Source organism: Variovorax gossypii (assembly GCF_003965815.1).
Classification (GTDB): domain Bacteria; phylum Pseudomonadota; class Gammaproteobacteria; order Burkholderiales; family Burkholderiaceae_C; genus Variovorax; species Variovorax gossypii.
In genome coordinates, this window is the sequence record NZ_RXOE01000008.1 from 1 (window position 1) to 12,873 (window position 12,873).

Here is a 12,873-nt window from a genome sequence, read left to right on the forward strand (position 1 = left end):
GGTGGTGACGCCGGGGCCGACGTCGACCACGATGCCCGCGCCTTCATGGCCGAGGATGGCGGGGAAGATGCCTTCGGGGTCGGCGCCCGAGAGGGTGTAGTAGTCGGTATGGCAGATGCCGGTGGCCTTGATCTCGACGAGCACTTCGCCGAACTTCGGGCCTTCGAGGTCCACGGTTTCGATGGTGAGCGGGGCTGCGGATTTCCAGGCGACGGCGGCTTTGGTTTTCATGATGTTCGGTCTCGAAAGCGGGGGATGGGGGAGGATTCTCAGGCAGGGCCAGCAGGGAAGATACCCGACATGCCGATGAACCCGGGCAAGTGGCGGAAATCCCAGACCCAGTTTCGCAGCGCGGGAAACTCGTCGAGCGAAATGCCGCCTTCTCCCGCGAGCGCGACGTAGGGAAAGCAGGCGAGGTCGGCAACGGTGGGCCCGGGCGACGACGCGAGCCAGCGCAGGCCCTCGCTGGCCCGCTCGGCGAGATGGTCGTCGAGCACCCGGAACACGGCGCGTGCGCCGCTGCGGCAGGCCTCGATGTCGAGGTGGTGATAGCCGAGCGCGTCGTGCAGTCGCGCGGCCGATGCGGTGCGCGTGATCTCGTCGGCGGTGGCGAGCCACTGGGCGACTTCGCCGCGCAGCTTCGGGTCGGCGGGATACCAGCGGCCCTCCGCGTCGTGGCGGCTCGCGAGGTAGACCAGGATGGCCTGTGCGTCCCGCAGCACGAAGCCGTCGTCGTCGATCACCGGCAGCTGGCCCAGCGGATTGACGTTGGCGAGGAATGCGGCCGACTTGTGCTCGCGGCCGGGAAAGAAATCGACCGGCACCGTTTGATACGGCACGCCCAGCCAGGCCAGCATCTGCCGCACCTTGAAGCAGTTGCCCGAGAGCGGGTAGTCGTAGAGCTTCAGCGTCGTCATGCCGCGGCCCTCACGCCGAAGCGCATGCCGCGCTCACGCAGCCATCGCCGGTAGGTGACGGAGGAGGTGTCGCCGCGCGTCGGCGTCTCGGCGCGGCCTTCGAGCGGCATGCGCTTGAAGGCGTGGTTCTCCAGGATGGGCTTGTCCTGCCCGAAGATGGTGTGCTGGAAGGCGATGAGCTCCGCGTCTGTGGAGCCGTCGTCGTAGCAGGCGAGCAGGGTGTGGGCGATGACGTGCTCGTCGTCGACCGGCTGCAGGAAGAGGCCGATCGCGTCGAGCTCGCCCGCGCGGAAGCTCGACTTGTAGAGCATGGCCGAGAAGGGCTGCATCACGCGGTACTTGTAGAGCACCTCGCTGCCCGACGAATCGTGGGCGGCCGAGGCGCGCGGCTGCCAGAAGCGGCAGTCGGTGGCCCAGATCTCGCCGGTGGAGGGCTCCACCTGCACCTGGTACTGCGCCACCTCGGTGTGCGGCACCTTGCCGAGGTAGTCGGCATGCACGAAGGGAAAGTGCGCCATGTCGAGGAAGTTCTCGATCACGCGCAGCCCCGACACCGCGACGCCGATGCCGCCGCAGTCGACGAGGCGACGGCCGGGCTCGCCGTATTCGGGAAAGTCGAAGAGCGGCCGGGCAGGGCGGCCGCTGGGGCAGACCCACAGGTAGCCGTAGCGTGGCTGCACGGCGAGCTGCATGTCGCCGAGGCTGCAGTGGGGCATGCCGTCGGCGTCGGTCGACAGCAGCACTGCCTCGCCGAGCAGACGGGTGGCGCGCGAGGCCGATGGCGCCGGCGCCGGGCCGACGACCAGCCAGTCGTCGAGCATGTTGGGATCGTCGGTGACGAAGGGCATGGGTTCTTCTTTCAGCCTTGGGGCAGGGCTTCGATTTCGGTGCGCAGCTGGCGGGCTGCTGCGTGCAAGGCTTTCATGGCGGCCGAGCCGGGGGCTGCTTCAGTCCACAGGTGGATGAAGGCGAGCCCGGGCTGGGCATCGAGGACGAGTGCGACGGTTTCCGTGCCGCCGAGCCGGCCGCGCCAGCCGGGAGCGGCCGGCCCTTCGGCTAGGCCATTGCGTGCCAGCGCTTCCCGTGCAGTGCCGGCGGACGCACGGACCGTCAGCGTGCGGCAGAAGTGCCAGCCGTCGGGAACAGCGCCGCCCAGCGCATCGGGCACGGGCGGCACCTCAGGAGAGAGGTTCACCCACAGCATTCCTGCCGCCTCCGCCGTGCCGAAGGTCTTCGCGCAGACGTTGCGCGGTGCCTGCATGGCCGGATGCGCCGGGATGCTGGCGCACTGCCCGCTGCCGGCCTCGTATTGCCAGCCGTGGTACGCGCAGGCCAGTCGGTTGTCGATGACCTGCCCCAGCGTGAAGCGCACGCTGCGGTGGGGGCAGCGGTTCTCCCAGGCCTGGGCGGTGCCGTCGGCGGCGCGCCAGAGCGCGAGTTCCTGGCCTTCGGCGAAGCCGGCGACGATGTTGGCGCCCGGGCGCAGGTCGGCCGAGCGCGCGACGGGGTGCCACGGGGCTGTGTTTTCAGGAGTGTTCATGGATCGTGGGAATGCGCCGAAAGGGCGGCTGTTCGCCGGTGATACCGTACCGTTTCCGCCGCACCGATGAAAGTCACATGAAGAGACGCTGCTTTTCATTCCTGCAACGCTGGGCCGCATGAGCCGCATCGATCTCGCCCTGGTCGAGGCTTTCGTGCTGATCGCCCGCAGCGGCAGCCTCACGAAGGCCGAAAGCCTCTCCGGCGTTTCCAAGGCCACCTTGAGCCGCCAGCTCACGCGGCTGGAGGAACTGCTGGGCGCGCAACTGCTTTTGCGCAGCCCTCGCCGAATCTCGTTGACCGAGGCCGGCCACGCCTTTCTCGCGCGCGGCGAAGGGCTGCTCGACGAAGTGAAGGGCCGGCTGGAAGAGGCCAGCACCGAGATCCATGCGCTGACCACGGGCGTGTCGGGCAGCCTCTCGCTGCTGTCGGACACGCAGTTCAGCACCTCCTTCGTCTGCCACGTGGTCAAGCTGTTCCTGGAGGCCCATCCCGACGTGCGCTGCCAGCTCGACGTGGCGAACGGCTTCCATGCGCCGCGCATCGCCGATGTCGATTGCTACGTGTGTTCCGAGCCGCCCGACGCGCCGAATCTCGTGGCCAGGCTGCTGGGGCGGCTGAACTACGGGCTGTACGCGAGCCCGCAGTACCTGGCGCGGCACGGCACGCCGTCGTCGCCAAGCGAGCTGGCAGCGCACCAGTCGATCGTGATGAAGGAGCCTTCGGAGCGCTCGCAGGTGCTGCTGGTGTCGGGCACGGCCAGCTTCGCCTTCAGGCCTGAGCCGGCCTTCGAAACCAACGACCACTGGGTGATGAAGACCTTCTGCATCGATGGCCTGGGCATCGCGCTGCTGCCGGCCTTCTTCGTGCGGCCCGAGCTGGAGCAGGGCGTACTGGTGCCGGTGCTGCCGCAGTGGCAGCCGGAGCCGCGGCGCATCTACTGCGCCTACCAGCGGCAGCGCTACATGGGCCAGAAGCTGCGCTCCTTCGTCGACCTGATGGCGCGCTGCGTGGTCGACATCGATTCGTACAACTACTACGTCGGCTCGACCGCCGCGCGCAGGCGCAGGACGGCCGCGAGAACATAATTGGCCTCCGTTTGCCAGACTCCGACAACCATCATGAAGAAGATCCTCGTCCTCAACGGCCCCAACCTCAACCTGCTCGGCACGCGCGAGCCCGAACAGTACGGTCGCGACACGCTGGCCGACGTCGAACGGCTGTGCAAGGAAACCGGCGCGAAGCACGGCGTGGAGATCGAATGCCGCCAGTCGAACCACGAGGGCGTGCTGATCGACTGGATCCAGGAAGCCGGCCGCGAGGTGGCGGCGGGCAACATGATCGGCGTGGTGATGAACCCGGGCGCCTACACCCACACCTCGATCGCGCTGCACGACGCCATCAAGGGCGCGAGCGTGCCGCTGATCGAACTGCACATCTCGAACGTGCATGCGCGGGAGGAATTCCGCCACCACTCGTACATCTCGCCGGCGGCGAAGGGCATCATCGTGGGGCTGGGCGTGAAGGGCTACATCCTCGCCATCACGGCGCTGGCGACCTGACCCTTCGCCTTCGATCGATCAATCAATAGAGTTGCTTCGGCGCCGAGGCCTTCCAGCTGCGGCTGATGCGGCCCTGGCTGTCGATGCTTTCCAGGTGCACGTCGAAGCCCCAGAGCCGCGCGACGTGCTTGAGCACTTCTTCGGCCGTGTCGTGCAGCGGCAGGTTGTTGCGCTGCGTGTGTCGCAGCGTCAGCGAGCGGTCGCCGCGCATGGCCACGTTCCACACCTGGATGTCGGGCTCGCGGCTGCCCATGTCGTACTGGCGTGACAGCGATTCGCGCAGCGCGTGATAGCCGCTGTCGTCGTGGATGGCCGAAACCTCCAGTTCCGATTCGCTCTGGAAGTCGCGGATCGCGAAGAGGCGGAAGTCGCGCATCGTCTTCGGGCTCAGGAACTGGCCGATGAAGCTCTCGTCCTTGAAGTTGCGCATCGCGTAGTCGAGCGTGCGCAGCCAGTCGGTGCCGGCGAAGTCGGGGAACCAGCGGCGGTCTTCCTCGGTCGGCTTCTCGCAGATGCGGCGCAGGTCGGTGTACATCGCGAAGCCCAGCGCATAGGGGTTGATGCCGCTGTAGGCGCGGTGCCCCACCGGCGGCTGGAAGATCACGCCGGTGTGCGAACTGAGCCACTCCATCATGAAGCCGTCGGCCAGTTGGCCGCGGTCGTACATGGTGTTGAGCAGCGTGTAGTGCCAGAAGGTGGCCCAGCCCTCGTTCATGACCTGGGTCTGGCGCTGCGGGTAGAAGTACTGCGCGATCTTGCGCACGATGCGCACCACCTCGCGCTGCCACGGCTCCAGCAGCGCGGCGTTCTTCTCGATGAAGTAGAGCAGGTTCTCCTGCGGTTCCGAGGGAAAGCGCTTGGCGGCATCGGCTTCGGCCGCCTGCTCGCTCTTGCGCGGCAGCGTGCGCCAGAGGTCGTTCACCTGTTGCTGCATGTGGCGCTCGCGCTCGGCGCGCTGCGCGCTTTCCTGTGCCAGCGAGCGCTTCTGCGGACGGCGATAGCGGTCGACGCCGTAGTTCATCAGCGCATGGCATGAATCGAGAAGCTCTTCCACCGCATCGAGGCCCTGGCGCTCCTCGCACTCGGCGATGTAGTGCCGCGCATAGACCAGGTAGTCGATGATGGACGAGGCATCCGTCCACATCCGGAACAGATAGTTGCCCTTGAAGAAGCTGTTGTGGCCGTAGGCCGCATGCGCGATCACCAGGGCCTGCATGGCCATGGTGTTCTCCTCCATCAGGTAGGCGATGCACGGATCGGAGTTGATGACGATCTCGTAGGCCAGCCCCATGTGGCCGCGCTTGTAGTTCTTCTCGGTCGAGATGAACTGCTTTCCGTACGACCAGTGGCGATAGATCATGGGCATGCCCACGCTCGCGTAGGCATCCATCATCTGCTCGGCCGTGATGACTTCGAGCTGGTTCGCGTACACGTCGAGGCCGTAGCCCCTGGCGGTCTTCGCGATCTCGGAGTGATAGGTCTCGATGAGCTCGAAGGTCCAGTCGGAAGGGCTGGGCAGGCGCTCCAGCCGCGGCAGGCTGGTGGCAGGCGGGGGAGCGGAGATGGCGATGTTCATGACGTGACCCCTTCCTTCTTGAACAGGTCGCGGAAGACCGGGTAGATGTCCTGTGCGTCGGACACCTTGCGCATCGCGAAGTTGGGCTCCACGCCCTCGAGCTGCTGGTATTCCTGCCACAGGTTCTGCTCGGTCTCCGCCACCTGCACGTAGGCGTAGTAGCGCACCACCGGCAGGATGTTCTCGACCAGCAACTCGCGGCAGCGGCCGCTATCCTGGTGCCAGTTGTCGCCGTCGCTGGCCTGCGCGCCGTACACGTTCCATTCGCCGCTCGGGTAGCGCGCCTTGATGATCTCGTCCATCAGCACCAGCGCGCTCGACACGACCGTGCCGCCAGTCTCGGTGGCGTGGAAGAACTCTTCCTCCGTCACTTCCTGCGCCTGCGTGTGGTGGCGCAGGAAGACCAGGTCGATCTTCTCGTAGTGCCGCGTGAGGAACATGTACAGCAGCATGAAGAAGCGCTTGGCCATGTCCTTGCGCGCCTCGTCCATGGAGCCCGAGACGTCCATCAGGCAGAACATCACGGCCTTGGCGCTGGGCACTGGCGTCTTCACGCGGTTGCGGTAGCGCAGGTCGATGGGGTCGATGTAGGGCACGTGCCGCATGGTGCGGCGCAGCTCGGCGATGCGTTCTTCCGTCTCGCGGATTTCCTTCTGGATGAAGGGCTGCTCGACCTGCGGATGCCGCTGCAGGCTTTCGAGGTGCGCCTCCAGCCGCTTGAGCTCCTTGCGCGGTTCGCCGCCCAGCGCGATGCGACGGGCGAGGGCCCCGCGCATCGAGCGCACCACGTGCAGGTTGTTGGGCGAGCCGTCGCTGGTGAAGCCGGCTCGGTGGCTCTTCCACTCGGGCACGTCGGCGATCTGCGTGCGGATGAGGTGCGGCAGCGCGAGGTCGTCGAAGAAGACGCGCATGAACTCCTCGCGGGTGAGGCGGAAGACGAAGTCGTCCTCGCCCTCGCCGCTGTCGCTGGCCTCGCCGCTACCCGAGCCGCCGTTGCCGCCGCCCTCGGGGCGCTTGATGCGGTCGCCCTTCAGGTACTCCTGGTTGCCCGGGTGCACGTACTCGCGGTCGCCGCCCCGGGCGTGGCCGAACACGGGCTCGGACACGTCGTGGCGCGGCAGGGTCACATCTTCGCCTTGCTCCAGTTCGCGGATGTTGCGGCCGCTGACGGCGCGCCTCACCGCTTCCTGGATCTGCCCCTTGTAGCGCCTGAGGAAGCGCTCACGGTTGCCAATGGACTTGTTCTTGCCCGATAGCCGGCGGTCGATGATCTGCTGCAGGATGGCCACGATGTTGTCAACGCTCCTTGCAAAGAGAAAACGAACGGGACGACGCTTTTTCTATGAACTCTTGCGCACCCGCAGATACCACTCGCAGAGCAGGCGCACCTGCTTGGCCGTGTAGCCCTTCTCGACCATGCGGGTCACGAAGTCTTCGTGCTTCTTCTGTTCGTCGGCACTGCTCTTGGTGTTGAAGCTGATCACCGGCAGGAGCTCTTCGGTGTTGGAGAACATCTTCTTCTCGATCACCGAGCGCAGCTTCTCGTAGCTGGTCCACGCCGGGTTGCGCCCCGCGTTGCCGGCCCGCGCGCGCAGCACGAAGTTGACGATCTCGTTGCGGAAGTCCTTCGGGTTGCCGATGCCGGCCGGCCGCTCGATCTTCTCGAGTTCGGCGTTGAGCGAGGCGCGGTCGAAGACTTCGCCGGTGTCGACGTCGCGGAACTCCTGGTCCTGGATCCAGTAGTCGGCGTAGGTGACATAGCGGTCGAAGATGTTCTGGCCGTACTCGCTGTAGCTCTCCAGGTAGGCTGTCTGGATCTCCTTGCCGATGAACTCGGCATAGCGCGGCGCCAGCAGCTCCTTGATGTAGCTGATGTACTTCTGCTCGACCTCCGGCGGGAACTGCTCGCGCTCGATCTGCTGTTCGAGCACGTACATCAGGTGCACCGGGTTGGCGGCCACCTCGGAGCTGTCGAAGTTGAACACCTTCGAGATGATCTTGAAGGCGAAGCGCGTGGAGACGCCGCTCATGCCTTCGTCGACGCCCGCGTAGTCGCGGTACTCCTGGATCGACTTGGCCTTGGGGTCGGTGTCCTTGAGGTTCTCGCCGTCGTACACCTGCATCTTGCTGAAGGTGCTGGAGTTCTCCGGCTCCTTCAGGCGGGTGAGCACCGAGAGCTGGGCCATCATGCGCAGCGTTCCGGGGGCGCAGGGCGCCTTCGCCAGGGACGAGTTGCGCACCAGCTTCTCGTAGATCTTGATTTCCTCCGAGGCGCGCAGGCAGTAGGGCACCTTGACGATGTAGATCCGGTCGAGGAAAGCCTCGTTGTTCTTGTTGTTGCGGAAGGCCTTCCACTCGCTCTCGTTGCTGTGCGCGAGCACGATGCCGTCGAAGGGGATGGCGCCGAAGCCTTCGGTGCCCTTGAAGTTGCTTTCCTGCGTGGCGGTCAGCAGCGGATGCAGCACCTTGATGGGCGCCTTGAACATTTCCACGAACTCCAGCAGGCCCTGGTTGGCCAGGCACAGGCCGCCGGAGTAGGAGTAGGCATCGGGGTCGTCCTGGGCGAAGGTCTCGAGCTTGCGGATGTCGACCTTGCCGACCAGCGAGGAGATGTCCTGGTTGTTCTCGTCGCCCGGCTCGGTCTTGGCCACCGCGATCTGCCGCAGCACCGACGGGTAGCGCTTGACGACCTTGAACTGGCGGATGTCGCCGCCGTACTCCTCGAGCCGCTTGACGGCCCAGGGCGAGAGAATTCGATTCAGGTAGCGGCTCGGGATGCCGTATTCCTTTTCAAGGATCTCGCCGTCCTCGACCGTGTCGAAGAGGCCGAGCGGGGATTCGTTCACCGGCGAGCCCTGGATGGCGTAGAAGGGCACGTGCTCCATGAGCTGCTTCAGGCGTTCGGCGATCGAGCTCTTGCCGCCGCCCACCGGGCCCAGGAGGTAAAGGATTTGCTTCTTTTCTTCCAGCCCCTGCGCGGCGTGGCGGAAATAGGACACCACCTGCTCTATGGCGTCTTCCATGCCATAGAACTCCTTGAACGCCGGGTAGATCTTGATGACCTTGTTGGCGAAGATCCGCGAAAGCCGGGGATCGTTGCGGGTGTCGACCAGCTGGGGCTCCCCGATGGCCTTGAGCATGCGCTCGGAGGCCGTGGCGTAAGCCATGGGATCGCGCTTGCAGATGTCCAGGTAGTCCTGCAGCGAGATGACTTCCTCGCGGGTGCGCTCGTAGCGGGCGGCAAAGTTGCTGATCACATCCATGGTCACGCCTCCTTCAGGTCGATGGGCTTTGTGCCCGATGGCGTGCAGCAAAGGCGTTGCGCAACATTAAAAGGTGTGCCTGCCCATGGCTGCATGCCGCGGAAAACTCCCTTACAACAATCTGCTAACAATCAGCATAAAGCAAAGATTGAACCCGGCAAATCATTTGTTAATTCAGAACCACGCCAGCAAGTAAAGTTCAACAAAAAACAAGGAACAAATTTCCGGATTTCAGGTAAATTCAAAGGCTCGCTTTCCTAATTCTCTCCGGGTGAAAACACCTATGCCGAATGGCCATCGTCCGTCTTTGGCTTTTCTCCGGGAAAAAATCGCCTATTGAGCTTCGAGGCTCAAAAAAGAGGCGTCTCCTGCTGCAATAACGCGCGATCTGCCGTTCGGTTTATTGCTCAGCCCAAAAAAATATAAAAGCAATCCTCGCGCCACTTTTGGGTGGGCGGCCTGCGCGAACTGGCGTGGGAGGCTGGCTCGGGAGAGATCCGGCATGCTTCGCGAAGGTGCGAAACGCACTGAAGACGTGCTCGCCATGAGGCGGGAAGGCCCGCATGCACCAACATGAAGGCCCTGAAACGGCAAAGGGCCGCAGTGCGGCCCTTGCTGGAGGGGGATGTGTCCCTGGGGAGTGAAGTCCCCGGTGTTACATCTCCGATGGAAAGGAGGATCGACGCGTTGCGCCGGCACCGGATGGCACGCGGGAACAGCCCTCGGGCTGCCCCTCCTTGCACATCTTTGGTGCCTTCCGATCCGTCAGCTGAAGAATTCCTTCGCCTTGTCGAACCAGCCCTTGTCGGTCGGGCTGTGCTTCTCGCCGCCCTTCTTGAGCGACTCGTCGAGCTCCTTGAGCAGCTTGCGCTGGAACTCCGTGAGCTTCACCGGCGTCTCGACGCGCACGTGGCAGTACAGGTCGCCCGGATAGCTCGAGTTCACGCCCTTGATGCCCTTGCCGCGCAGGCGGAACTGCTTGCCGCTTTGCGTGCCTTCGGGAATGTCGATGGCAGCCGCGCCCTTCAGCGTGGGCACGTTGATCTCGCCCCCGAGCGCAGCCGTGGTCACGCTCACGGGCACCACGCAGTGCAGGTTGTCGCCGTCGCGCTCGAAGATGTCGTGCTTCTTGAGCCGGATCTCGATGTACAGGTCGCCCGGCGGGCCGCCGTTGACACCGGGCTCGCCGCTGCCGGTCACGCGCATGCGCTGGCCGTCGTCGATGCCGGCGCGGATCTTCACCTCGAGCGTCTTGTTGCGCTTGATCTTGCCCTGGCCATGGCACGCGGTGCAGGGCTCGGGAATGATCTTGCCGCTGCCGTGGCAGGTCGGGCAGGTCTGCTGCACGCTGAAGAAGCCCTGGCGCATCTGCACCGCGCCCGCGCCGTGGCAGGTGGTGCAGGTGATGGGCTTGGTGCCGGGCTTCGCGCCCGAGCCGTGGCAGGTCTCGCATTCGTCCCAGGTGGGAATGCGGATCTCGGTGGTCTTGCCCTCCGCCGCTTCCTCGAGCGTGATCTCCATCGCGTAGCTCAGGTCGCTGCCGCGGAAGACCTGGCGGCCGCCGCCCCCCCGGCCACGGCCGCCGCCGAACACGTCGCCGAAGATGTCGCCGAAGGCCTCGGCGAAGCCGCCGAAGCCTTCCGCGCCCGGGCCGCCGCGCATGTTGGGGTCGACGCCGGCATGGCCGTACTGGTCGTAGGCCGCGCGCTTCTGCCCGTCGGACAGCATTTCGTAGGCTTCCTTCACCTCCTTGAACTTGGCCTCGGCCTCCTTGGAGGTATCGCCGTGGTTGCGGTCAGGATGGTGCTTCATCGCGAGCTTGCGATAAGCCTTCTTGATTTCTTCCTCGCTCGCGTTCTTGGGGACGCCGAGGGTTTCGTAGTAGTCGCGTTTGGTGGCCATGACAGGTCGATCGGGAGATCAGGGGGAGCAGCGGGAACTCGGGTAACTTGAAGCGAGAAAGGCTGGAGCACCTTTTCAGGTGTTCCAGCCTTGTCCAGGGAACTGAAGATCAGCCCTTCTTGACTTCCTTCACTTCGGCGTCGACCACGTTGTCGTCGGCCTGCGCGTGTGCGGAAGCTTCCGCGCCACCGGCGCCGGAGGCTGCCGATGCACCCGCCGCGGCGGCCTGCGATTCGGCATACATCTTCTCGCCGAGCTTCTGGCTCGCGGTCATCAGCGTGTTGGTCTTGTCCTCGATCACGGCCTTGTCTTCACCCTTGAGGGCTTCCTCGAGGTCCTTGATCGCGGCTTCGATCGCGTCCTTCTCGGCGGCTTCCAGGCTCGCGCCATGCTCGCCCAGCGACTTCTTCACGCTGTGCACCATGGCCTCGCCCTGGTTGCGCGCCTGCACGATCTCGAGCTTCTTCTTGTCGTCGGCCGCGTTCAGCTCGGCGTCCTTCACCATCTTCTGGATCTCGTCCTCCGAGAGGCCCGAGCTCGCCTTGATGGTGATCTTGTTTTCCTTGCCGGTGCCCTTGTCCTTCGCGCCGACGTGCAGGATGCCGTTGGCGTCGATGTCGAAGCTCACCTCGATCTGCGGCGTGCCGCGCGATGCCGGCGGAATGCCTTCGAGGTTGAATTCGCCCAGCAGCTTGTTGCCCGCGGCGATGTCGCGCTCGCCCTGGAACACCTTGATGGTCACGGCCGGCTGGTTGTCTTCCGCGGTCGAGAAGGTCTGCGCGAACTTCGTCGGGATCGTGGTGTTCTTGGCGATCATCTTCGTCATGACGCCGCCCATGGTCTCGATGCCCAGCGACAGCGGGGTCACGTCCAGCAGCAGCACGTCCTTGCGGTCGCCCGAGAGCACCTGGCCCTGGATGGCGGCGCCGACGGCCACGGCCTCGTCGGGGTTCACGTCCTTGCGCGGATCCTTGCCGAAGAAGGCCTTCACCTTTTCCTGCACCTTGGGCATGCGGGTCATGCCGCCGACCAGGATCACGTCGTTGATGTCGCCCACGCTGATGCCGGCGTCCTTGATGGCCAGGCGGCAGGGAGCGATGGTGCGCTCGATCAGCTCGTCGACCAGGCTCTCGAGCTTGGCGCGGGTGAGCTTGATGTTCAGGTGCTTCGGACCCGAGGCATCGGCCGTGATGTACGGCAGGTTGATGTCGGTCTGCGCGCTGTTCGACAGTTCGATCTTGGCCTTCTCGGCGGCTTCCTTCAGGCGCTGCAGAGCGAGCACGTCCTTGCTCAGGTCGACGCCCTGTTCCTTTTTGAACTCGCCGATGATGTAGTCGATGATGCGCTGGTCGAAGTCTTCGCCACCCAGGAAGGTGTCGCCGTTGGTCGACAGCACTTCGAACTGCTTCTCGCCGTCGACGTCGGCGATCTCGATGATCGACACGTCGAAGGTACCGCCGCCGAGGTCATACACGGCGATCTTGCGGTCGGCCTTGTCCTGCTTGTCGAGGCCGAAGGCCAGGGCGGCAGCGGTGGGCTCGTTGATGATGCGCTTCACGTCGAGGCCGGCGATGCGGCCGGCGTCCTTGGTGGCCTGGCGCTGGGCGTCGTTGAAGTAGGCCGGCACCGTGATCACGGCTTCGGTCACGGTTTCGCCGAGGTAGTCTTCGGCGGTCTTCTTCATCTTGCGCAGGATGTCGGCGCTGACCTGCTGCGGGGCCATCTTCTTGCCGCGCACTTCCACCCATGCGTCGCCGTTGTCGGCCTTGGCGATGGTGTAGGGCATCAGGTCGATGTCCTTCTGGACTTCCTTTTCCTCGAACTTGCGGCCGATCAGGCGCTTGATCGCGTACAGCGTGTTCTTGGGGTTGGTGACGGCCTGGCGCTTGGCCGAGGCACCGACCAGCACTTCACCGTCTTCCTGGTACGCGACGATCGACGGCGTGGTGCGCGCACCTTCCGAGTTCTCGATCACACGCGTGGTGTTGCCTTCCATGATCGACACGCACGAGTTGGTGGTGCCGAGGTCGATGCCGATGATCTTTGCCATGTTCTTACTCCTGAAAGCCTGAAAAATATGTTGTTATGAACTTGTGGATAACCCGTCGCGATTC

The 12,873-nt window shown here is 64.7% G+C and carries 12 protein-coding genes; 3 read left to right on the plus strand and 9 right to left on the minus strand.

Going from position 1 to position 12,873, the window contains the following annotated elements; all coding sequences use genetic code 11:
* The 4 genes from EJP69_RS23710 to EJP69_RS23725 form a co-directional block, all read right to left on the minus strand.
* A partial coding sequence (locus EJP69_RS23710) for an alcohol dehydrogenase catalytic domain-containing protein (RefSeq protein WP_170217220.1) occupies positions 1 to 231 on the minus strand: 231 nt, incomplete at its 3' end.
* A gap of 38 nt (positions 232 to 269) precedes the next feature.
* The gene (locus tag EJP69_RS23715) at positions 270 to 917 is read right to left on the minus strand and encodes a glutathione S-transferase family protein (RefSeq protein ID WP_126472724.1); all 648 of its coding nucleotides are present in this window, start codon (positions 915 to 917) and stop codon (positions 270 to 272) included.
* Entirely contained in the window at positions 914 to 1,765 is an 852-nt protein-coding gene (locus tag EJP69_RS23720) for an aromatic ring-hydroxylating oxygenase subunit alpha (RefSeq protein ID WP_126472725.1), read from the minus strand. Before EJP69_RS23720 ends, EJP69_RS23715 begins: the two co-directional genes overlap by 4 nt.
* Positions 1,766 to 1,776: 11 nt before the next feature.
* A complete protein-coding gene (locus EJP69_RS23725) occupies positions 1,777 to 2,457 on the minus strand; it encodes a Rieske (2Fe-2S) protein (RefSeq protein WP_126472726.1) in 681 nt (226 codons plus the stop codon).
* A gap of 118 nt (positions 2,458 to 2,575) precedes the next feature.
* Between EJP69_RS23725 and EJP69_RS23730 the strand changes: the two genes are divergently transcribed.
* Positions 2,576 to 3,544 carry a LysR family transcriptional regulator gene (locus tag EJP69_RS23730; protein ID WP_126472727.1) on the plus strand — a complete coding sequence of 323 codons (969 nt, stop codon included), beginning with the start codon at positions 2,576 to 2,578 and terminating at the stop codon, positions 3,542 to 3,544.
* 33 nt (positions 3,545 to 3,577) lie between these two features.
* Positions 3,578 to 4,018, plus strand: coding sequence for a type II 3-dehydroquinate dehydratase (gene aroQ, locus EJP69_RS23735; RefSeq protein ID WP_093203563.1), 441 nt, complete (start codon positions 3,578 to 3,580; stop codon positions 4,016 to 4,018).
* A 22-nt stretch (positions 4,019 to 4,040) separates the two neighbouring features.
* Here aroQ and EJP69_RS23740 read toward each other — a convergent pair whose 3' ends face one another.
* From EJP69_RS23740 to EJP69_RS23750, 3 genes are read right to left on the minus strand one after another with little or no spacing between them, the layout of a single operon-like run.
* Positions 4,041 to 5,594 (minus strand): SpoVR family protein, encoded by a 1,554-nt coding sequence (locus EJP69_RS23740; protein ID WP_126472728.1) that lies wholly within the window; start codon positions 5,592 to 5,594, stop codon positions 4,041 to 4,043.
* A complete protein-coding gene (locus tag EJP69_RS23745) occupies positions 5,591 to 6,883 on the minus strand; it encodes a YeaH/YhbH family protein (RefSeq protein WP_093203558.1) in 1,293 nt (430 codons plus the stop codon). The genes EJP69_RS23740 and EJP69_RS23745 overlap by 4 nt, the downstream gene beginning before the upstream one ends.
* 51 nt (positions 6,884 to 6,934) lie before the next feature.
* Complete coding sequence (locus tag EJP69_RS23750) at positions 6,935 to 8,857, minus strand: PrkA family serine protein kinase (RefSeq protein WP_093203555.1); 1,923 nt, start codon at positions 8,855 to 8,857, stop codon at positions 6,935 to 6,937.
* A 21-nt stretch (positions 8,858 to 8,878) separates the two neighbouring features.
* Here EJP69_RS23750 and EJP69_RS29660 point away from each other — a divergent pair, with 21 nt between their 5' ends.
* Positions 8,879 to 9,118, plus strand: a complete 240-nt coding sequence (locus tag EJP69_RS29660) for a hypothetical protein (RefSeq protein WP_126472729.1) — start codon at positions 8,879 to 8,881, stop codon at positions 9,116 to 9,118.
* Between the two features lie 504 nt (positions 9,119 to 9,622).
* Here EJP69_RS29660 and dnaJ read toward each other — a convergent pair.
* Positions 9,623 to 10,759, minus strand: coding sequence for a molecular chaperone DnaJ (gene dnaJ, locus EJP69_RS23760; RefSeq protein WP_093203552.1), 1,137 nt, complete (start codon positions 10,757 to 10,759; stop codon positions 9,623 to 9,625).
* 109 nt (positions 10,760 to 10,868) lie between these two features.
* Positions 10,869 to 12,809 carry a molecular chaperone DnaK gene (dnaK, locus tag EJP69_RS23765; protein WP_126472730.1) on the minus strand — a complete coding sequence of 647 codons (1,941 nt, stop codon included), beginning with the start codon at positions 12,807 to 12,809 and terminating at the stop codon, positions 10,869 to 10,871.
* Between the last annotated feature and the right edge of the window lie 64 nt (positions 12,810 to 12,873).

What these genes read in the sequence shown, in the direction of transcription:
- dnaK (WP_126472730.1), bottom strand. Translation starts at nt 12,809, where the DNA reads ATGGCAAAGATCATCGGCATCGACCTCGGCACCACCAACTCGTGCGTG.
- aroQ (WP_093203563.1), top strand. Translation starts at nt 3,578, where the DNA reads ATGAAGAAGATCCTCGTCCTCAACGGCCCCAACCTCAACCTGCTCGGC.
- EJP69_RS23720 (WP_126472725.1), bottom strand. Translation starts at nt 1,765, where the DNA reads ATGCCCTTCGTCACCGACGATCCCAACATGCTCGACGACTGGCTGGTC.
- EJP69_RS23750 (WP_093203555.1), bottom strand. Translation starts at nt 8,857, where the DNA reads ATGGATGTGATCAGCAACTTTGCCGCCCGCTACGAGCGCACCCGCGAG.
- dnaJ (WP_093203552.1), bottom strand. Translation starts at nt 10,759, where the DNA reads ATGGCCACCAAACGCGACTACTACGAAACCCTCGGCGTCCCCAAGAAC.
- EJP69_RS23730 (WP_126472727.1), top strand. Translation starts at nt 2,576, where the DNA reads ATGAGCCGCATCGATCTCGCCCTGGTCGAGGCTTTCGTGCTGATCGCC.
- EJP69_RS23715 (WP_126472724.1), bottom strand. Translation starts at nt 917, where the DNA reads ATGACGACGCTGAAGCTCTACGACTACCCGCTCTCGGGCAACTGCTTC.
- EJP69_RS23740 (WP_126472728.1), bottom strand. Translation starts at nt 5,594, where the DNA reads ATGAACATCGCCATCTCCGCTCCCCCGCCTGCCACCAGCCTGCCGCGG.
- EJP69_RS23725 (WP_126472726.1), bottom strand. Translation starts at nt 2,457, where the DNA reads ATGAACACTCCTGAAAACACAGCCCCGTGGCACCCCGTCGCGCGCTCG.
- EJP69_RS29660 (WP_126472729.1), top strand. Translation starts at nt 8,879, where the DNA reads ATGGGCTTTGTGCCCGATGGCGTGCAGCAAAGGCGTTGCGCAACATTA.